This is a genomic window from Leptotrichia hofstadii (genome assembly GCF_007990525.1).
GTDB lineage: Bacteria > Fusobacteriota > Fusobacteriia > Fusobacteriales > Leptotrichiaceae > Leptotrichia > Leptotrichia hofstadii.
This window is the reverse complement of sequence record NZ_AP019823.1, coordinates 1969730-1991160: the sequence shown is the minus strand read 5'-3', so window position 1 is coordinate 1991160 and position 21431 is coordinate 1969730. Positions and strand designations below refer to the sequence as shown.

At 31.9% G+C, this 21431-nt stretch carries 15 protein-coding genes; 14 read left to right on the top strand and 1 reads right to left on the bottom strand.

Features of this window, described 5'->3' with window-relative positions; translation table 11 throughout:
- Positions 1-7: 7 nt before the first annotated feature.
- The 3 genes from FVE77_RS09535 to FVE77_RS09525 all read left to right on the top strand — a co-directional run bounded on the left by FVE77_RS09535 (position 8) and on the right by FVE77_RS09525 (position 4085).
- Positions 8-1453, top strand: coding sequence for a PTS galactitol transporter subunit IIC (locus FVE77_RS09535; protein ID WP_026746927.1), 1446 nt, complete (start codon positions 8-10; stop codon positions 1451-1453).
- Between the two features lie 36 nt (positions 1454-1489).
- The gene (locus FVE77_RS09530) at positions 1490-2479 is read left to right on the top strand and encodes an amidohydrolase family protein (RefSeq protein WP_026746928.1); all 990 of its coding nucleotides are present in this window, start codon (positions 1490-1492) and stop codon (positions 2477-2479) included.
- A gap of 88 nt (positions 2480-2567) precedes the next feature.
- The gene (locus FVE77_RS09525; RefSeq protein ID WP_026746929.1) at positions 2568-4085 is read left to right on the top strand and encodes an FGGY-family carbohydrate kinase; all 1518 of its coding nucleotides are present in this window, start codon (positions 2568-2570) and stop codon (positions 4083-4085) included.
- A 137-nt stretch (positions 4086-4222) separates the two neighbouring features.
- Here the strand turns inward: FVE77_RS09525 and FVE77_RS09520 are convergent, their stop codons facing one another.
- On the bottom strand, positions 4223-4738 hold the full coding sequence (locus FVE77_RS09520) for a hypothetical protein (RefSeq protein ID WP_026746930.1): 516 nt from the start codon (positions 4736-4738) through the stop codon (positions 4223-4225).
- Between the two features lie 316 nt (positions 4739-5054).
- Here FVE77_RS09520 and rapZ point away from each other — a divergent pair, with 316 nt between their 5' ends.
- The 11 genes from rapZ to FVE77_RS09465 all read left to right on the top strand — a co-directional run bounded on the left by rapZ (position 5055) and on the right by FVE77_RS09465 (position 21366).
- Positions 5055-5942 carry an RNase adapter RapZ gene (rapZ, locus tag FVE77_RS09515; protein ID WP_026746931.1) on the top strand — a complete coding sequence of 296 codons (888 nt, stop codon included), beginning with the start codon at positions 5055-5057 and terminating at the stop codon, positions 5940-5942.
- 9 nt (positions 5943-5951) lie between these two features.
- On the top strand, positions 5952-7736 hold the full coding sequence (uvrC, locus tag FVE77_RS09510) for an excinuclease ABC subunit UvrC (protein WP_036088216.1): 1785 nt from the start codon (positions 5952-5954) through the stop codon (positions 7734-7736).
- Positions 7737-7755: 19 nt separating this feature from the next.
- The gene (locus FVE77_RS09505; protein ID WP_026746933.1) at positions 7756-8772 is read left to right on the top strand and encodes a hypothetical protein; all 1017 of its coding nucleotides are present in this window, start codon (positions 7756-7758) and stop codon (positions 8770-8772) included.
- 327 nt (positions 8773-9099) lie between these two features.
- Positions 9100-10617: an ABC transporter ATP-binding protein gene (locus FVE77_RS09500; protein ID WP_026746934.1), complete on the top strand. Its 1518-nt coding sequence runs from the start codon at positions 9100-9102 to the stop codon at positions 10615-10617.
- A complete protein-coding gene (locus tag FVE77_RS09495) occupies positions 10610-11677 on the top strand; it encodes an ABC transporter permease (protein ID WP_026746935.1) in 1068 nt (355 codons plus the stop codon). Before FVE77_RS09500 ends, FVE77_RS09495 begins: the two co-directional genes overlap by 8 nt.
- Before the next feature lie 47 nt (positions 11678-11724).
- Positions 11725-12594, top strand: coding sequence for an ABC transporter permease (locus FVE77_RS09490; RefSeq protein ID WP_006803393.1), 870 nt, complete (start codon positions 11725-11727; stop codon positions 12592-12594).
- A 28-nt stretch (positions 12595-12622) separates the two neighbouring features.
- Positions 12623-13378 carry a class I SAM-dependent methyltransferase gene (locus FVE77_RS09485; protein ID WP_026746936.1) on the top strand — a complete coding sequence of 252 codons (756 nt, stop codon included), beginning with the start codon at positions 12623-12625 and terminating at the stop codon, positions 13376-13378.
- Positions 13379-13400: 22 nt separating this feature from the next.
- A complete protein-coding gene (locus tag FVE77_RS09480; RefSeq protein ID WP_026746937.1) occupies positions 13401-13805 on the top strand; it encodes a hypothetical protein in 405 nt (134 codons plus the stop codon).
- Positions 13806-14271: 466 nt separating this feature from the next.
- On the top strand, positions 14272-17100 hold the full coding sequence (uvrA, locus tag FVE77_RS09475; protein WP_026746938.1) for an excinuclease ABC subunit UvrA: 2829 nt from the start codon (positions 14272-14274) through the stop codon (positions 17098-17100).
- A 249-nt stretch (positions 17101-17349) separates the two neighbouring features.
- A complete protein-coding gene (locus FVE77_RS09470) occupies positions 17350-17871 on the top strand; it encodes a DUF1439 domain-containing protein (protein WP_006803397.1) in 522 nt (173 codons plus the stop codon).
- Positions 17872-17997: 126 nt separating this feature from the next.
- Positions 17998-21366 carry a DEAD/DEAH box helicase gene (locus tag FVE77_RS09465; RefSeq protein WP_026746939.1) on the top strand — a complete coding sequence of 1123 codons (3369 nt, stop codon included), beginning with the start codon at positions 17998-18000 and terminating at the stop codon, positions 21364-21366.
- Positions 21367-21431: the final 65 nt, after the last annotated feature.

Here is a 21431-nt window from a genome sequence, read left to right as displayed (position 1 = left end):
GAAAATTATGTTAAAAGTATTTAGTGATATATTTAATACGCTAGGACCGGCAGTAGTTGTACCTATAATGATTTTTGTAGTAAGTGTAGCACTTGGAGTACAAGTTAAAAAATCTATTATGAGCGGACTTTATGCAGGTATTGGTCTTACAGGATTTGGATGGGTAATAGGAAGTTTTGCGCCAGCAGTAACTCAGTTAGTTGATCAAATGGTAAAAGCTACAGGATTAAAGCTGGAAGTGGTGGATATGGGCTGGCAAATGGGTTCTAAACTGTCATTTTCAACAACTATTGGACTTTCATTTTTTGTATTTGGATTATTAATTGAAATTCTGTTATTTGTAATAGGAGTAACTCGTGTGTTTGTTCCGTCAAATTTATGGAATAATTTTGGATACATGATTTGGGGAGCAATGGCTTATCAATTTACTCAGAATTTTGCGTTATCATTTGCGTTTATGATTTTTATGTTACTTTACTCGCTGCTTTTATCAGAAACAGTTGCTGACAGATGGTCTGAATATTATGGAGTTAAAAATGCAACCATTAATTCGATTCATAATGTAGAATCATTAGTTCCGGCGATTATTTTAGATCCTCTATGGAATTTGCTGGGACTTCACAAATCAAAATTAAATCCAGAAACATTAAAGACAAAATTGGGAGTTTTTGGAGAACCAACAATGCTTGGAGCAATTTTAGGACTTATTATGGGAATTTTCGGGAATATTAAATCATTAGGAACTTTGACTGCCTGGGGACAAATTTTAGGATTTGCTGTTGCATTATCAGCTGTTATGACAATATTTCCATTGATTACAGGAGTATTTGCAAGAGCATTTGGGCCGCTTGCAGAAGCAGTTGAAAAAAATAAAAAGCAAGATGCTTCAAATGAACGTGAAACTGATAAAAAAAGATGGTTTATTGCTGTTGATGATGGAGTGGGATTTGGAGAACCTGCAACAATTATCGCAGGAGTACTGTTAATTCCTGTTATGGCAATATTGTCCTTTGTTTTGCCAGGAAACAAAACATTGCCAATGGTTGATTTGATTGCAATTCCTTTTATAATTGAAGCGATGATAGCAGTAACTAAAGGAAATATTTTAAAAACAATATTAAATGGAATAATTTGGCTGAGCTTGGGACTTTATGCAAGCAGCTTTATAGCACCATATTATACGAGCGCGGCAATTGCGGCAAAAGCTCTGCCTGCGGGGGCGGCATTAATAGCAAGTTTTAACTTGACAGCCAGACCGTTAAATGCACTAATTTTCTTTGCTTGGATTTCAGGGAATCCTATATTTATTGGAATTACAATAATTGTATACTTAGTGGGATTATTCTTCTTAAGAACAAAACGGGAAAGCATATACGCCTACTTGAAAAAAATGGCTGATAAGAATAGTGGATTTGAGGGAAGCAAGGAAAAAATATTTATGGAACAAAATTAAATTATAAAAATTGAATTATAATTAAAGGAGAAGGATATGAAAAAAATAGATGCACATGCACACATTGTAAAAGCAGTTGCTGGATTTAATAAAAAAGGAAGAATGACTCCGCTTGGTAATGGAAAAGTAATTTGGGATGATGGAGATGTGACTCAATTATTTCCTGAAGGTTATGGAGATACAGAGTTTACAGCAGAATCATTTTTGAGATTAATGGATGAAAATGGTATTGAAAAATCTGTACTTTTACAAGGACATTTACACGGATACCAAAATTATTACACTTATCTTGCAATAAAAAAATATCCTGAAAGATTTATTGGGGCATTTTCAGTAGACCCTTACGCTAAGGAAGCTCTTGAAATTGCTCAGAGATATGTGGAAGTCTTGGGATTTAGAGCAATAAAATTTGAAATAAGTGAAGATGGGGGAATTCATGGATATAGAAACACAAATCCATTTAGACTTGATGCAGATCCATTTGTGACAAGATTATTTAACTATTTGGCAAATTATCCTGGATTTGTTGTTACAGTGGACTACGGTAACTGGGATCAAATAAGCCATCAGCCGCAAGCAATTGCAAATCTTGCAAAACTTTATCCTAATATTGATTTTGTAGTTTGTCATTTGTCATTCCCGCACGCGGCGACTCCAGAAAGACTGAAAGCTGACCTTAGCATGTGGAAGGAATACCCTAATATATATAGTGATTTATCAGCTATTCAAGATATAGACAGACCTGAAGACTATCCATTTCCAAATTCATACAAAAATGTAACTATAGCAAAAGAAATTTTGGGAGCAAAACGACTTATTTGGGGAACAGATTCACCTTGGTCTGCTACATTTAATACTTATAATGAATTAGCAACTTGGCTTGAAAATGTAGATATTTTTACAAAGGAAGAATTGGAAGACGTTTTTTACAACAATGCTCAGAAAGTATATTTTAAACCTGAAGCTGTAAAAGCTATAAAAGAGTCTGTTGACCCTGCGACTGAAGGAATAGAAATAAATCTTTAAGAAACTTTAAAATATTTAATTTGAAATACAAGGGACTTTTGTTTCTTGTATTTCTTAATATTAATTTTTTAAAAAAGGAGAATAATTTATGAAATATTTTTTGAGTGTAGATTATGGGGGAACAAATACAAAAGCTATTATTTTTAATGAAAATGGAGATGAAATTGGAGTTTCTTCGTTTCATACAATGAGGAAGGAAATAAAACCAGGTTACAGGGAAGTTGATTTAAAAGAAACTTCAGATGCAATTTATGATTCAATAAAAAAAGCTTTAAAAAAATCAAATTTGACAGGGAAAGACATTACTGCAGTTGCCTGTGTCGGTCATGGAAAAGGACTTTATGTGCTGGATAAGAATCGCAAGGAATTTATAAACGGTATTTTATCCACAGATGGAAGAGCAGGAGAGCTGGCAAATAAATTTGAAAATGAAATAAAAAAATTGTGGAATAAGACAAGGCAGCATGTTTTTGGAGTTCAAAGTCCAGTATTGCTGCATTGGTTAAAAGAAAATGAACCCCAATCCTACAATAATATAGGAGCAATTTTATCAGCAAAAGATTACGTGCGTTTTAAACTCACTGGAAAAGTGAATCAGGAATATGGAGATGCTTCAGGAAATCATTGGATTAATTTTGAAACAGGAACTTATGATGATGAAATTCTAGAATTTTTTGGAATACCTGAAATGAAAGAGGCATTGCCGCCATTGGTTGATTACAAGGAAATTGTCGGAGGAATTACAAAAGAGGTTTCTGAAATTACAGGACTTCTGGAAGGTACGCCTGTTGCTGGAGGACTGTTTGATATTGATGCCTGTGCGATAGGCTCTGGAGTTCTGGACAGTTCTGCATTTAGCGTTATTGTGGGAACTTGGAATATAAACACTTATCCGTCAAAAATACCTGCAGGCTATGAAAGTGGTCAAATGAACTCGTATTTTCCAAATAGGGATTTTTTAGTAGAAGAGTCAAGCCCAACTTCTGCTGGAAATTTAGATATTATTTTAAAGATGCTAATGTCGGAAGAAATGTCCAGTTTAAAAGAAACTGAGAGTATTTACACAGGACTTGAAGTTTTTTTAAAGGATACGACAGCTTCTTACAGTAAAGTTATATTTTTGCCATTCCTGTACGGAAGTAATACTCACACTGAAGCTCCATCATGCTTTTTAGGACTTACAGCGACAACTACAAAATTGGAAATGATTCGATCTGTTTATGAAGGAATTGTATTTTCTCATAAGCAGCATTTGGATAAATTGGAGAAAAGTTTAGGGAAAAGACCTCAAGTAATCCGTATTTCAGGTGGTGGAACTAACTCAAAGCAATGGTGTCAAATTTTTTCAGATATTTTGAATATTCCAGTTGAAACTTTGCAAGGAAGTGAATTAGGGGGACTTGGTGGAGCGATTGCAAGCCAGCAAGCTATAACAGGAGATTCATTAGAAGACGCTGTAAGAAAAATGGTCAGAATAAAAGACAGATACGAACCAGATCAGGAAGAGCATAAAAAATATATAAAAAAATACGAAGTGTATCAGGAAATTTTGAAAAGCATGGATACAACTTTCCGTAGCTTAAAAAAATTAAATGAAGAGCTATAAAAATCAAAATCATTCTTAAAAGGTGATCTTGACTAGAATCAGAAAGCAAAAAACTAAATAAATTTATAAGACTCCTTAAAAATACAAAATCTAGGCAGTCTTATTTTTATTTCCTGAAAAAAAGAGAAACAGATTTTCTATTTCTCTCCTAAAACTTTGTTATTTTTGATTTTAACACTTTTTATAGAATTAAATTTTTTGTTGCTTCCTAAGTAGAGCAAAGGCTTTTTGTATTGTAGTTCGTAGGATATGGTACTTATAAGAGTAAGGGCGTATTTGTCTGGCTTGGTATCTTTTCTATCTTTTGTTATTAATTTTTTTAAATTAAAATTCCAAAGATAAAGCTTTGAATTTTTATATTCTAATTCACTTTCAAATTTGGCTTTTCCAGTAGTCAGTTCAGAAGTAGCTCTGTCTTTAAATTCGTAATCAGCATCAATTATAAGTTTATCATTTTCAAAGTAGACTGTAGGGTTGGAAAGTTTCATATCTCCAAGTGTATACATTGATTTTTCGATTGGAAATTGTGATTTAACAGCAGAAATTATAGTATCTTTTGGAATTTCTGTTTTATTTTGTGTAAATATGTAAGCAATAATGATAATTACAAAAAGGATAACTCCTAAAATTATAAAATTAATAGATTTTTTCATATTATATTCCTCCAATTTTAAATTATACCCGAAACTATTTAAAACTAAACTATCAAAAATTATACAAACTCAGGGTTTGAGTAAATCATAGCCTTTGAATTCTGTTTTAAAGTAGTTTTATTATAAAATAATATTATCACATGAGGCTTTTAAAGTACTTAGAATAGGCATTTAAACAATAGATGAAAAAATAAAGCAGTAAAATAATTATTACTAAAATATTTTAAAAATAGTTTATCTAAATGAGAAAATTATGGTATAATTAACAAAGAAAAATATTAAAAAATGAGACAAAAATAAAACATGAGGGAGCAAGATGATAATGGAAGAAGAAGGAGAAAAAAAAGAACTTGTTATAATAACAGGAATGAGTGGTGCAGGAAAATCGGAAACAATGAATTTTTTTGAGGACAGGGAATATTTCTGTATTGACAATTTTCCGATAAGTCTGTTTCAGTATCTAAATGAGATATTTTTGAGCAACAAAAAAAGAAATAAAGTTGCGGTTGCGATAGATATAAGAAATCAGGAATTTATAGAGCAGTTTTTAAAACAGCTTGAGATTTTGGATAAAAATGGAATAGACTATGAAATCATATATCTTGATGCAAGAACAAATGTACTTCTTAGCAGGTATGAGCTTTCCAGAAGAAAACACCCTTTAAATTTATATGATACACTGCTTGAAAATATAGAGGCTGAAAGAAAAATAATTAAGGACTTTATGTTAAAGGCAGATTTGGTAATAGACACTACTAAAACGTCTGTAAAGGAACTTCAGAAAATACTGGAAAAGGAATATTCAGGGAAAAAAGCAAAATTAAGTGTAAATCTAGCTTCTTTTGGTTTTAAGAACGGAATCCCGCTGGATTTGCATTTGATGTTTGACCTGAGATTTTTGCCAAATCCCTATTATATTCAAGACTTAAAGCGTAAAACGGGTAATCATAAAGATGTACAGGATTATGTAATGGGACTTCCAGAAAGTCAGGAATTTTATAAAATGCTTCTTGATATGCTTAAATATTTGATACCAAAGTATGAAAAGGACGGAAAATCTCATTTGCGTATAGGAATAGGGTGTTCAGGAGGTCAGCATAGATCTGCAACCTTTGTAAATATGCTATGTAAGGATTTATCTGAGAGTCTAGAATATAAGATAACAAAATTCCATAGGGAAATAGGTGATAAAACGGAGGTATAAAAAGACAAAATGGAAGAAGAAATAAAATCACCAATTAAATATAAGGATATTCCCACTCATCCTGGAGTTTATCTGATGAAAAATGCACGAGGAAAGATTATTTATGTTGGGAAAGCGAAAAATTTGCAAAATAGGGTAAAATCTTATTTTGTAAATGTAAATTCGCATAATCAGAAGACTCTGGAATTGGTGAAAAATATTAGAGATATTGAGTTTTTTATCTGTAAATCAGAAGTTGAGGCACTTATTCTAGAAAATAATCTTATAAAGAAGAATAAGCCAAAATATAATATTTTATTAAAAGATGAAAAAACTTACCCATATATAAAATTTACAAAAGAAAAATTTCCTAAAGTGGAAATTGTGAGAAGTACGAAAAAATTAAATGAAAATGCAGAATATTTTGGGCCTTATCCGATGGGAATATTTTTTGCGATGAAGTCGCTTATTAAGATATTTCCAGTACGGGACTGCAATCGAAATATGGACAAAATTACAAAACCCTGCTTAAAATATTATATGAAAACTTGTCCTGCACCCTGTAAATACAAGGATATTCAAGATGAATACAGCACAAATGTCAAAAATTTTAAAAATTTTTTGAAGGGGCATTCTGACAAAGTTATTGAAATGCTGGAAAGCCGAATGAAAAAGTTTAGTGATGAAATGGAATTTGAGCGTGCGATTACTGAACGTGAAAAACTGGCTGTGATGAAAAAAATGTTGGAAACTCAAATTATTGAATACAGTAAGGAAATTGACGAAGATGTTTTTGTGTTCGAGGAAAAAAGAGAAAATGTGTTTTTGTGTGTGCTGAATATTCGGGAAGGGAAGGTTATTAATAAAAACCATACAATAATTTCGATGGAGAGAAGTCAGGAAGAGAATCTGTTCGAGCGATTAATTACTTCGTACTATGAAAAAAGGAATATTCCAAAGCATATTATTTGTGATGAGAGATTTATGTCAAGCGAACTTTTAATAAAAGAATGGGCAAAAATTGAAAAACATAGGGAAATAAAATTTCATTTTCCAAAAATAAATAGCCGAAGATTGCAGCTATTAGAAATGGGGTATTTAAATCTGCGTGAAGAAGTGGATAAATACTACAGAAAACGTCGTATGGTTCAGGAAGGATTGCGTAATTTAAAAAAAGAATTGCGATTGAAAAGTTTGCCTTACCGAATTGAATGTTTTGATATTTCAAATATTCAAGGAAAAGATGCGGTTGCGGCTATGACGGTGGCACTTGATGGAGAAACAACGCCAAAGGAATATAGACATTTTAAGATTACCGTAAAAGACACGCCTGATGATTTTTTAATGATGCGGGAAGCATTGACACGAAGGTATTCCAAAATGGAAAATGATCAAATGCCGAACTTGATTCTAATTGATGGTGGAAAAGGACAGCTTGGTGTAGCTGTAGATGTGCTGGAAAAACTTGGGAAAATAGAACATACCGATGTAATTGGGATCGCAAAAAGGGAAGAGGAAATTTTTAAAAGTTATGAAAGCGAACCTTATTTATTTGAAAAGACAGACGAAACATTGAAAATTTTGCAAAGATTACGGGATGAAGCCCATAGGTTTGGAATTACTCGCCATAGAAAATTACGAAGCAAACGAAATGTAAAAAGTGCATTGGACGATATTGCAGGAGTTGGACCAAAGCGTAAAAAGGAATTAATAAAAAAATTTGGATTGATAAAAAATATACGAAATGCAACATTGGAGGAACTGATGGAAGTTGTGCCAGAAAATATTGCTATTTCGATAAAAGAAAATTTATAAAAATATTAGGAGGAAAAACTTGAAAAAATTAATAATTTTGATGTTGCTAGGATGCACTATGACGAGTTTTGCTCTTTTTGATAAGATAAAAAAGGAGATAAAATGGAAGGAAGAAGAAAAGCCACGATTTAATCAGGTAAAAGTGATGATTGATGGGGAAGAGAAAATGCGGAAGGTTATACCAGGGCGGTATGAGATAAAATTGTTTGAAATTACTTATCCGACAGATTTATTTGGAAAAAATAGATTTTACAATGAATTTAACACTTTTCTGAAAAATATAAAAAAAGGAAAAAAATATTCATTGCTTCTGGAAAATAGATTTTATCAAGAAATGCAGGATATAAAAATTGATCAGCTTTCAGAAGAAGAAAAAATCTTGGAATTGCCGGCCTCTTCTTTGGATGAGTATTATAGACAGCAGATGGTTGCAATGTCAGCAGGTGCTAATTTGACCGAATATCTAGGGACAGATCAGGAATATTTAAATAGACAGATTTATGTACTTTATGAGCTTTTAAATAAAACTGATTTTAATCCGACAAATGTTTATTCTGAACTTGACAAGGAATTTTTAATTGAAGAATTGAGAAATCATAGAAAAGAAGTTGTGGAAAACTTTGAAAAGTCGAATGTTGAATTTTTTATAAAGGAAACTTATGAAAATTCTGGATTAAATAAATTTAAAGATGATTCAATTTATAAATTTGATAAGGATATTGTTCTTTCTGATAAACTAGAGGATCAAGCTGTGTTGCCAGAGCTTCAAAGGAATGTTTATCTAACAGGTTTTCCTAATGATATAATTGAAGAACTTGCTAAAAATAAATTAAAATTAAAAAGATCGCCATTGCTGCTTGAAAATGACGAATATACAGGGTATACTTATAATGAAAACAATACAGTTGTGTTTATTGGCGGAAAAAACCCTAAGTATTATTACAAGGATTACAAGATAAATGTAGTTAAAAAACCAATAGCAGTACTTGATTTGTTGAAGACAAATTCTAATTATTACGTGTCAGATTTTTTTTAAAATTATATTTTTATAATATAAATAATAAATTTGTTTAATACGAATTCCAAATCATTCATTCGTCTATTTTTTTATCTTTAAATTTTAGATTTTTTTTTATTAACGACAGTTTTTTTATTTTTTGTTTATAGTTTTTAAAAGTTTTTTTGAGTACTTATAATTTTTTAATTAAAATAACACTTGAAATATAAAGAATATAAAAACAAAAGAAACAATGATTGTTTATAAAAATAATTGAAAAATGTAAAGTGTAAAAAAATTTTTTGGATGAATGATTTTTATGAAAAAAATATTGAACAAATAAAATCTTAAGAAGTAGGAGGAAAGATGAGCGAATATATTTTGGAAATGAAAAATATACGGAAAGAGTTTTTGGGCGGAAAAATTGTCGCAAATGATGATATTACGCTAAAAGTAAAAAAAGGGGAGATTCATGCAATTGTTGGGGAAAATGGAGCAGGTAAGTCTACGCTTATGAAGATTTTGAATGGATTGTATTCTCCGACTTCTGGTGAGATTTTTTATAAAGGGGAAAAAATTGATATTGAAAGTCCTACGACTGCGGCAAACTTGGGAATTGGAATGGTTTATCAGCATTTTATGCTAGTTGACACATTGACAGTTGCTGAAAATATGGTTCTAGGATTTGAACCTACAAAAGGTGGAGTATTTTTTGACCTAAATACTGCGAGAAAGCAGGTTAGGGAAGTTTCTGAAAAATATGGGCTGAACATTGATCCAGATGCAAAAATATCGGATCTGTCAGTTGGGATTCATCAAAGAATTGAGATTTTAAAAGTATTATTTAAAGGAGCAGAATTACTTGTATTCGATGAGCCAAGTGCGGTGCTTACACCACAGGAAGTAAAAGAGCTTTATGAGATTATGAGAAACCTTATAAAAGAAGGAAAAACAATTATCTTTATTTCACATAAATTGCAGGAAGTACTTGATTTATCAGATAATATAACAGTTATTCGACGTGGAAGCGATGTTGGAGGATTGAAAACTACAGAAGCAACAAAGGAAAAAATCGCAAACCTTATGGTTGGACGTGTGGTATTGTTTGAAGTGAAACGTCCAGATGTAAAACTTGGAAATGTGGTTGTAAAAGTTGATAATCTGACTGTAAAAAGTGGAGGCATTGAAAAAGTTAAAGGTGTTTCGTTTGAAATACATGAAGGTGAAGTACTGGGAATTGCTGGAGTAGAAGGAAATGGACAAACTGAACTTATTGAGGCTTTGGCAGGGCTTGTAAAAGTTGATGGTGGAACGTATTATATAAATAATGATGAGCTGGAAAACAAGACACCTAAACTTATCAAGGAAAAAGGGCTTTCCCATATACCTGAAAATAGACATAAACGAGCAACTATTGATGATTTTACAATAGAGGAAAATATGGCTTTGGGACTTCAGGATTTGTATTCTAAAGGGCTACTGCTTAATTATAGTGAAATTGAAAGAAAAACTAATGAATATATAGAAAAATACGATATTAGACCTACAGATGGAAAAATCAAGTTTGGTGGATTATCTGGTGGAAATCAGCAGAAAGTTGTTGTAGCAAGAGAGCTGGAACGTGAAAACAAATTTATTATTGCGGCGCAGCCTACAAGGGGAGTCGATATAGGAGCAATAGAAATGATTCACAATACAATTTTAAATGAAAAAACTAAGAAAAAAGCAATAATGGTTGTTTCTGCAGAACTGTCAGAAGTAATGGCTTTGAGTGACAGAATAGCCGTAATGTATTCAGGAAAAATTGTAGGAATTCTGGATAGAAAAGATGCAACAACAGAAAAATTAGGAATATTAATGGCAGGAGGGAAAATAGATGATTAAATATAAGATAAAGGATTTTCTACCGTCTATAATTGCAGTATTAATCGCATTAATTATTGGTGGAATAATAATGATGACGAAAGGTGTAAATCCGTTTACAGCCTACATTGATATGATGAGAGCAGCTTTTTATCAGGCTTCTCCAAGATCACCATTCTTTAGTGGACTTGCAAAAACATTATTTATTGCAACGCCATTAATATTTTCGGCACTTGCGACAATGGTAGCCTTTAAAGCGGGATTATTTAATATTGGAATGCAAGGGCAAATGGTTGCTGGGGGACTCGCTGCAACTTTCTGGGGAATTACATTTAAAAATTATGTTTTTGGAAATGTATTTGTTGTAATACTTGTAGCTATAATCGCAGGATTTTTATGGGCTGGAGTAGCTGGACTGTTACGTGCAAAGTTTGGAGTGAATGAAGTAATCAGTACAATTATGTTAAACTATATCATGATTGAAGTGCAAAATTTCCTGTTAAACGGAATTTTAAAAGATACAACTACACAAAATACACAATCGCCACGTGTTTTTGAAGGAGCCAGATTGCCGTTACTTTTTGCAAAAGTTACAAAACAGAACTTGAATTTTGGTTTTGTAATTGCAATTCTTCTGACAATAGGAATATTTTTCTTTTTCAAATATTTCAAAAAAGGATATGAAATAAAAGCAGTTGGACAAAGTGATACAGTTGCTGAAAATGCAGGAATTAATCCGAAATACATTATGTTTTTGGCAATGGGAATCGCTGGAGCGTGTGCTGGACTTGGAGGAGCTGAACGTGTTTTAGGTGGAGCTTCTCAGTACACATATACTGAACTAATAATGGGAGATTATGGATTTACAGGACTTGCAGTAGCACTTCTTGGAAAAAATAACCCATTTGGAATATTAGTTGCGGCTATATTTTATGCGGCACTTGAAGTTGGGGGACAAATGTTGCAGCAAAGATACCAGATTGACAAGGATATTGTATTTATTGTACAAGCGTTAATCATTATTTTTGTAGCATCAGAAAATTTATTCAAATTTATGCTTAACAAAAAGAAAATGGCATAAATTTAGTTATTTAAATAAAAAATATTGAGTCAGAAAGGAAAAATAAAATGAATATATTACAACAAATATTTAATTTATTACAGCAGACAATAATAATAGCACCTCCAATTCTTATAACAGCCGTAGGAGCGTGTATTTCTGAAAGAAGTGGAATTGTTAATATTGGACTTGAAGGAATTATGCTAAGTTCAGCATTTGCAACAGCAGTTGCTAATATAACTACAGGGAATCCATATTTAGGAATAATTTTTGGAATAATAGTGGGAATTCTAATTTCGCTAATTCATGCAGTAATTAGTATCAACCTTAGAGGAAATCAAATTATAAGTGGAGTTGCAATAAATCTGTTTGCGGCTGCAATAACTTCATATTTAATAAAAACTATCTTTAAAACTGCTGGAAGTACTCCATTAGCAAAATCATTGGCAAATCGTCCATTAATGATAATACTGATTTATGCGGTTGCCATAGCAATGTATTTCTTTTTGTATAAAACTGTTTTAGGTTTGAGAATCCGTTCAGTTGGAGAACATCCATTAGCGGCTGATACAGTTGGAATAAGTGTTTACAAGACAAGATATATCGCTGTGCTTATATCAGGTGCATTAGCAGGGCTTGGTGGGGCTTATCTTACAGCTGTACTGCTTCCGTCTTTTTCAAACAACATGTCAGCAGGGCGTGGATATATCGCCTTGGCAGCAATGATTTTTGGAAAATGGAATCCAATAGGAGCAATTTTAGCAAGCCTATTATTTGCTTTCGGACAAGCATTTGCAGATGTTTCAAAAACAATCGGACTGCCAATATCTCAGCAATTTTTGACAATGATACCATACGTTCTGACTTTATTGGCATTAGTTGGATTTGTAGGGAAATCGAAAGCGCCGAAAGCCTCAGGATTACCATATGAAAAATAAAATTTAATAATTAAAAAAAGGAATAAAAATGACAAAATCTTATCAGGAAATAAATGCAGAAACAATTGACCGATGGATTGAAGAAGGCTGGGAATGGGGACAGCCAATTAGCCATGAAACGTATTTAAATGCCAAAAATGGTAATTGGGATGTCCTCTTAACACCAGTAAACCCTGTGCCTCATGAATGGTTTGGAAACTTAAAAGATAAAAAAATATTAGGACTGGCTTCTGGTGGTGGACAGCAAATGCCTATATTTGTTGCTTTGGGTGCAAACTGCACTATTTTGGATTATTCAGATAAACAGCTGGAAGCTGAAAAAATGGTTGCAGAACGTGAAAAATATGAAATAGAAATTATCAAAGCCGATATGACAAAAAAATTACCATTTGCAGACAATAGTTTTGACATAATTTTTCATCCGGTAAGCAACTCCTATATCGAAAAAGTTGAACCGGTATTTAAAGAATGCTATAGAATTTTGAAAAAAGGTGGAATTTTATTGTGCGGCTTGGATATTGGAACAAATTATACTGTAGATGAAAAGGAAGAAAAAATCATCAATAGTCTTCCATTCAACCCATTAGTGAATGAAGAGCAAAGAAAACAGCTGGAAGAACAGGACTGTGGAATTCAATTTTCCCACACAATATCAGAACAGATAGGCGGACAATTAAAGGCTGGATTTAGACTAACAGATATTTATGATGATACAAATGGATTTGGAAGGCTGCATGAACTTAATATTGCAAGTTTTGTGGCAACAAGAGCAATAAAAGAATAAAAATATAAAAGGAATAATTAATATGAAAAAAATAATTTTTATATTTGTGGTATTTTCTTTAGTTTCTTTTTCAAATTCAGAATTTCCAGGCATTAGATTATTAGTAAATTTTAATCAATGTGACAAAAATGATAGAGAACATTTAGAAACATTGAAAAATGAAAATCAAAAAATGATTGAAATATACAATAAACTAATTCAAAAATTTGATAAAGGTGGAGAAAGTTACTATAAATTAAAACAAAAATTAGTTAGTTCACAAGAAAACTGGTTAAAAAACTTTTATGAAGGATTGAAAGATTTGACAAAAGATGTTTATTTTGTTAATTTATGTGCGGCTGAACAATTTCGAGTGAGCTCAGAGGTTAGTTTTATACAACAAAGAATATTAGAATTAACTGATGAATATAAAAAATATTTAGATTAAAATAATAATTGAAAAAATCTGTTTCATAGATTGTAAAAAAAAATTTGTGAAACAGGCTTTTTTATCTTTAAAACAGTAAAAAATTTATGGTTTATAAAATAGTGGTTATTAATGAATATTTTTTCTGTAATTTATATGTTCTTTCTTTTTTATAAAGCAAAGGGGAACAGTCGCCATCCCCTTTGCAAACCCGGCTCGTCTAAGCATTTTTTTGAAATAAAAATGAAACTCGCTACGTAAAACTTCGCTCAAACAATCATTTTCATTCCAAAAAAATCACGACAATTTTAATTTAATTATAAAAAGTAATCTAACTAAAATAAATAAAGAAAAAATTTAAACATTATAGAAAATACTTATTAATTATTTCATAAACTTTAAAAGTAAAAATTTAAATTTAAAATAAAAAAATAAAATGGAATTGGTTTATTGAGGGGAATTTTAGGAGAGAGGAACATTGAAGAAAATGAAAGACAACAAGATAAAAATTATTGGAGCAAGAGAACATAATTTGAAGAATATTGATATTGAAATTCCTAAGAATGAGCTTGTGGTAATTACAGGGGTTTCAGGGAGTGGGAAATCTTCGCTTGCGTTTGATACGATTTATTCGGAAGGGCAGAGAAGGTATGTGGAGAGTTTGTCGGCTTATGCGAGAATGTTTATTGGTCAAATGCAGAAGCCTGAATTGGATAGCATTGAGGGGCTTTCGCCTGCGATTTCGATTGAGCAGAAAAGTGTTTCTAAGAATCCACGTTCGACTGTTGGGACAACTACGGAAATTTATGATTATATGAGGCTTTTATGGGCACATATTGGAGAGGCGCATTGTCCTATTTGCCATCAGAAGGTGGAAAAGCAGTCGATTCAGGAAATTGTAGATAATCTTGTGAATGGACGGAATGAAAAGGACAAATTGATAGTGTTATCGCCTGTTGTTATTGATAAAAAAGGGACTCATAAAAATTTGTTCTTGAATTTGCAGAAAAAAGGATTTCAGAGAGTTCGGGTAAATGGAGATATTTTGGATTTAAATGACGCAATTGACTTAGATAAGAATAAAAGACATAATATTGATGTTGTTGTAGATAGACTTGTTGTAAAAAAAGATGACAAGGAATTTTTAAGTAGAATTACAGAAGCTATTGAAACAGCGAGTGAGCTTTCTAATGGAAAAATTATTGCAAATGTGAATGGGGAAGACAACAAATATAGTGAAAATTTTTCCTGCCCAAATCATCCTGATGTGATTTTTCCTGATGTTGTGCCAAGACTGTTTTCATTTAATGCACCTTATGGAGCCTGTGAAGTTTGTAATGGACTTGGTTCAAGGCTGGAAGTGGATGAGAATAAATTAATTGTAGATGAAAATTTGTCAATTAATGAAGGTGGAATTGTTTTTCCAGGAGCGACTACAAAAAAGGGGTGGAACTGGGATTTATTTACGGCAATGGCAAAAGCACATAAAATCGACTTGGATAAAAAGGTGTCTGAATTGACTCGAAAAGAGAAGGATATAATTTTTTATGGAAGTAATAAGAAGTTTAAGTTTTCTTGGAGCGGAGATAGTTTTAGTTATAATGGAAATAGGGATTTTGAGGGAATTGTGAATGGTATTGAACGTCGATATAGAGAAACTGCTTCAGAATCGGCAAAGGAAGAAATGGAAGCAAAATATATGACGGAGAAGACTTGTAAGACTTGTAAAGGGAAAAGATTGAAAGATGTTGTTCTAGCGATAACTATAAATGATAAGAACATTATTGACCTGACAGAAGTAAGTGTTGTTGATGCACTGAAATTTTATGAAAATATTACACTTACTGAAAAGCAGATGCAAATTGCAGCTGAAATATTGAAAGAAATAAAAGAGCGGCTAAAATTTATGATAAATGTAGGACTTGACTATTTGAGTCTTGCCAGAATGACAAAAACCCTATCTGGTGGGGAATCGCAGAGAATAAGGCTGGCAACTCAGATTGGAAGCAGGCTTACAGGTGTAATTTATGTACTGGATGAGCCAAGTATTGGACTTCATCAGAGAGATAATGATAAATTGCTTGCAACATTGAAGGATTTACGTGACATTGGGAATAGTCTGATTGTGGTTGAGCATGATGAGGATACGATGAGAGAGGCTGATTATCTGATTGACATAGGACCGGGAGCTGGAATTAATGGTGGAAAAGTAGTTGCAGAAGGGACTCCAAAGCAAGTTATGAAAAATAAAAAATCATTGACTGCACAATATTTGAACGGGAAAATAAAGATCGAAGTACCTGAAAAGAGAAGAAAAGCTACTAAAGAAATTGTTTTGAAAAATGCGAAGGGAAATAATCTGAAAAATGTTACAGTACACATTCCACTAGAAGTATTTACTGTAGTTACAGGAGTTTCTGGAAGTGGAAAATCTACATTGATAAATCAGACACTTTATCCAGAACTTCACAACAGGCTGAATAAAGGAAAATTATATCCGCTGGAAAATGGCGGAATAGAAGGACTTGAACATTTAGAAAAGGTAATTGACATAAATCAATCGCCAATCGGAAGAACTCCTCGTTCAAATACTGCAACTTATACGAAAATATTTGATGATATAAGGGATTTATTTGCTCAGACAAATGATGCGAAAGTTAGAGGATATGGCAAGGGAAGATTTTCGTTTAATGTGAAAGGTGGAAGATGTGAAGCCTGTAGCGGTGCTGGAATTAATAAAATTGAAATGAATTTCCTACCTGATGTTTATGTGGAATGTGAAGTTTGTAAAGGAAAACGTTATAATAGAGAAACGTTGGAAGTACATTACAAAGGGAAAAGTATTTCGGATGTGCTGGATATGACGGTTGAGGAAGCATACGAATTTTTTAAGAATATTCCGACACTTGAGAGAAAGTTGCAGACATTAATTGATGTGGGAATGAATTATATCCAGTTGGGACAGCCTGCGACAACTCTTTCTGGAGGGGAAGCCCAAAGAATAAAATTGGCTACGGAACTTTCCAAAATTTCACGTGGGAAAACAATTTATGTGCTAGATGAGCCTACAACTGGACTTCATTTTGAAGATATCAGAAAATTGCTGGAAGTACTGAATCGTCTTGTAGAAAAAGGGAATACAGTACTTGTAATCGAGCATAATCTTGATGTTATAAAATATGCCGACTATATAATAGATATAGGTCCTGAAGGTGGTCATAAGGGCGGACAGATTATTGCACAAGGTACTCCAGAAGAAATAATAAAATCTCGAAAATCACATACAGCAAAATTTTTGAAAAAATATTTGAAATAAAATTTTGTAATAAAAGATAAAACTAATTTTAAAAATATGAAATAATAAATAATATTTTGTATTATTAGGTCAAGCAAATACTTGAAAATTATTTTAAAATATACTCGAACCCGTTTAAAATTGGACTGCTAGAAATTATATAAATTTAGAGTTTGAGGAAAATAGTCATAACTTTTGAGTTCTGTTTTAAACTAGTTTTATTATAAGTTCAAGTAAATTGTAACAAAGAAAAGGAGAAAAAGATTGGTTATGAAAAGTAAAAATTCATTTTTAAAAACGGCGTTATTAATGCTGATAATGATGTTTGGAGTAATTTCATGTGATTTTTTGGCAAATAAAACCATTCGTGTGCCAAATTCTGTAATTGAGTCAAAGGCTAAGGAAAAATTTCCAATTACAAAAAATTTCCTGTTAGGAAAAATTACTGTAAAAAATCCTAAGATTTCATTTAAGGATAATAGAGTGTATGTTGTGACAGATTATGATGCTTCACTTTTGGCGGACAGGTCAGAAGGAGTCATCGAAGTAAATAGTGAAATTAAGTTTGACGAAAATACTAATCAGCTTTATTTGGTAGACATGCAAGTCGAAAAAATTCTGGATAAAAATGGTAAAGATATGGTCTCAACACCTGTTGCAAGATCAATGAAGGCATTAATAGCAAATTACTTGGAAACAAATCCAGTTTATAAATATGAGCCAGATGGCAAGAAAAAAGTTAAAGTAAAAAATATGTTTATAAAAAATGGAAAATTGTTTGTACAAACTTAATAAAAATAAGTTAAAATTACAGTGGAATTTGGATTTCGCTGTATTTTTTTTTGAAATAAAGTTGTAATTTTAAAATTTCTTTGGTAAGATTAAATAAGGATACTTATTAGGAAGGAAAATGCAAAATTGGAAAAATTATTTAAAAAATTAAGTAAATTGACAAGCTTATCTATCGTGGATAGAGGAATTAGATATTTTAACAAGAAAAAAGCGAAGCTGACTACACTTATAAAAACTGGAGACAAGATAACGGTTGAATCGAGAGTTGCGGGGAGTTATGGGAACAGTTATTATGTGGATATAATTTATTTTGCAGGTAATAGAAAACAGGATGAAAGCATAGTGTATGAATGTGACTGTCCAAATTTTTCTGGTACTGGAAAACCGTGTAAACATATTATTGCGAGTGGAATAGCGGCTGACAAGGAAATTGAGGCTGGAAATATTTATTTTAAGGAAAATAGCGAATTTAAAAGGGAAGAAGAGGAAGAAAATATTGATAGCTATATAGCAATTTCAGAAGATGAAGAGTATGATGAAATTTTTAAAAAGGATAAAAAATCTTTTTGGAAAAAGGAAAAAAATATCTATAAGCAAATTGAAAAGGAAGAAATTAACGAGTTCAGGGAAAAGCTGATGGAATTAAAGAACAGGTTTGATAAGAATGAAATCCCAGATTCGGAAAAAAATGAATACAGGCTGGAACTGGAAATAAGCCAAATAGTACCGACATTATCCGCCCTGAGGGTAAAGGCAGGAGAAAAAAGCTTGCATTATGTAAAAGATCTGGAATCTTTTATCAGTTCAATAGGAAAAAAAGAATCTTATGAAGTTACACCGAGAAATATTTACAATCCAGATTTGCATTATTTTAATGAAACAGATAAAAGAATAATAAAGAATCTGGATGACTATTTTAAGAATAAACAGGGATTTGGAATGCATTTTAACAGTTATTATGGAAAGATGCAGGGCGAGCCAATGAATCCGTTGCTGGCAGAACATATATTTTCGGCTGTAGAAAATAGAAAAACAATAAGGTCTGAAGGCAAGACACTTTATGTTACAGGGGAATATGAGCCAATATTTGCATTTCAAAAGGATAAACGTGGAAGAGAAAAAATAATTCTAAGGGATTTTACAGCCTTGTCATCTACAAGCCGTTATTTTAGCTTGAAAAACGGCATATCAAACATTGAGAAATTTCATAAAATGAGTGATGTGGAATGGGAGATAATGAATACTCTTACAGATGGAACTAGGAGTGGAACAGAATATCTAAATGAAATATCAGGAAAAATAGTCAACGAAATAAAGGAAGTGCTTTCAAAATATGAAATTCCAGTTGCCCAAATTACAGAAGAATATGGAAAAGTAAATATTTTCGTAGAAGAAGGGCATAGTAAAAATAAACTTCAAGTAACGATTTCCTGCCTTGAGGAAAGCATTAAGACCGATGATGGCTATTTTATTCCGAAAAAAAATGAAAAGCTGCAAAAAGAAATTTCTGAAAATTTTCAAAAATATGCAGATGCAAAGCTTGTTGAGAATCATTGGTATTGGGAAAATGGATTTCATAATATGCCAAAACAGCTTAAATCAGCTGACATTGTACTGGAAATTGACAAAAATGAATTTCTTGCGATGGCGGATATTATTGACGAAAAATATGCTGAAAATGTGAATATTAATGTGAGTGACAAGATAAGGAAAATCCGTAGAATTGGCGTGGAAATCAATATAAAATCTGCTGAAAATGAACTTTTTAGTGTAAATTTCAATATTGAGGGAATTGATGAAAAAGATGTGGAAACAGTTTTGGACGCAGTAAGGAATGAAGAAAAATTCATTACGCTGTCAAGCGGGGAACTTGTGAAAATTGCCAACAGGAGCGCTGAAGAGATGATTGGGATTGCTGATGCGATTTCAGATTTGAAAATTGGAGAAAATAGAATTTCCAAGATAAAAGCCCTGCAGCTGGCACAAATTTCTGGCAGTATTAACGAGGAATTAAATGAAATGGAGGAATTTAAGCATCTTTTCCAAAAAATAAAAAATCGTGAAATTAAAGAGCCGTCAAATATAAAGGTAAAACTATTTCCTTATCAGAAAATTGGGTTTAACTGGCTAAAAAATATGTATGATATTGGCTTTGGCGGAATTTTGGCAGATGATATGGGACTTGGGAAAACTTTGCAGGCGATTTCGCTTATTTCGGAAATTCAGCTGGAAAATAAGGATTTGTTTGGAATAATTATTGTTCCAACTTCACTTCTGCATAATTGGAAGGAGGAATTTTATAAATTTTCGGATATAAAGCCAATTCTTGTAGAAGGAGCTGCCAATACAAGAAAAGAGCTGATTGAGAAAGCTGAAAAAGGAATTTTGATAACAACTTATCAGACTTTTAGAAATGACGTAAAAAATTATAAAAACAAAAAATTCGATGTGGCAATACTGGATGAGGCGCAAAATATAAAAAATGTATCTTCGCTTGTAAAAAAAGCAACAGATAAGCTAAACAGCTCTGTAAATTTTGCACTTACAGGAACTCCAATCGAAAACAGCATTATGGAACTCTGGTCAATTTTTGATTTTATCTTGCCCGGTTATCTAGACAGCATAACAAAATTTAGAAAAAAATATAAAAATTCATTAAATAGTCCAGATTCTAAAAAAATATTTAATTTGAAAAAAATAGTTTCTCCATTTATTTTGCGAAGAACAAAAAAGGAAGTATTGACAGAACTGCCTGAAAAAGTAGAAAACAATATGATAGTAGAATTAAGCAGTGAACAGAAAAAATTATACATGGCATACGTAAAACAGGCAAAAAAAGAGCTTAGAGAATTTGATAAGGAAGAAAATAATAATCTGAAAGTATTGGCAATTTTAACAAAATTACGCCAAATCTGTAATTCTCCGCAGCTGTTTGATGAAAATTATAAAGGTGAAGTTGCTAAAATTGAACTTTTAAAGGAATTAATGCCTGATATTTTGGGAAATAACCACAGAATGCTCATATTTTCACAATTTTTAGGAACGCTGGAAGAAATAAAGATAGAACTAGAAAAAGAAAAAGTTAAATATTTTTTCATAGACGGAAGAGTGAAATCAAAAGAACGTATGGAAATTTCCAAAAAATTCAATTCAGGTGAAGGACAAGTAGTTTTAATTTCCTTAAAGGCTGGAGGAACAGGTTTAAATCTGGTTGGGGCAGATGTCGTAATTCATTATGATCCGTGGTGGAATTTCGCAGTAGAAAATCAGGCAAGTGACAGGGCTCACAGAATCGGACAGAAAAAAAGTGTTCAAGTTATAAAACTGATAACAGAAGGTACAATTGAGGAAAAAATAATAAAACTTCAGGAAAAGAAACGAGTGTTGAGTGAAAATATTTTGGAAAAAAACAATAAAAGTGATAATCAGAAATCGAAAGATATTTTTGAGATGAATGAGAGAGAATTGATGGAACTTTTGAGTTTTGAAAAATAACACATTGGTTTGAAAAATTTCAAAAATTTTAGATTGCAGTGCTTATGGAAAAAGAAATTTTATAA

Coding starts and splice junctions, on each gene's coding strand:
- FVE77_RS09535 (WP_026746927.1), top strand. CDS start 8: ATGTTAAAAGTATTTAGTGATATATTTAATACGCTAGGACCGGCAGTA.
- FVE77_RS09530 (WP_026746928.1), top strand. CDS start 1,490: ATGAAAAAAATAGATGCACATGCACACATTGTAAAAGCAGTTGCTGGA.
- FVE77_RS09525 (WP_026746929.1), top strand. CDS start 2,568: ATGAAATATTTTTTGAGTGTAGATTATGGGGGAACAAATACAAAAGCT.
- FVE77_RS09520 (WP_026746930.1), bottom strand. CDS start 4,738: ATGAAAAAATCTATTAATTTTATAATTTTAGGAGTTATCCTTTTTGTA.
- rapZ (WP_026746931.1), top strand. CDS start 5,055: ATGATAATGGAAGAAGAAGGAGAAAAAAAAGAACTTGTTATAATAACA.
- uvrC (WP_036088216.1), top strand. CDS start 5,952: ATGGAAGAAGAAATAAAATCACCAATTAAATATAAGGATATTCCCACT.
- FVE77_RS09500 (WP_026746934.1), top strand. CDS start 9,100: ATGAGCGAATATATTTTGGAAATGAAAAATATACGGAAAGAGTTTTTG.
- FVE77_RS09495 (WP_026746935.1), top strand. CDS start 10,610: ATGATTAAATATAAGATAAAGGATTTTCTACCGTCTATAATTGCAGTA.
- FVE77_RS09490 (WP_006803393.1), top strand. CDS start 11,725: ATGAATATATTACAACAAATATTTAATTTATTACAGCAGACAATAATA.
- FVE77_RS09485 (WP_026746936.1), top strand. CDS start 12,623: ATGACAAAATCTTATCAGGAAATAAATGCAGAAACAATTGACCGATGG.
- FVE77_RS09480 (WP_026746937.1), top strand. CDS start 13,401: ATGAAAAAAATAATTTTTATATTTGTGGTATTTTCTTTAGTTTCTTTT.
- uvrA (WP_026746938.1), top strand. CDS start 14,272: ATGAAAGACAACAAGATAAAAATTATTGGAGCAAGAGAACATAATTTG.
- FVE77_RS09470 (WP_006803397.1), top strand. CDS start 17,350: ATGAAAAGTAAAAATTCATTTTTAAAAACGGCGTTATTAATGCTGATA.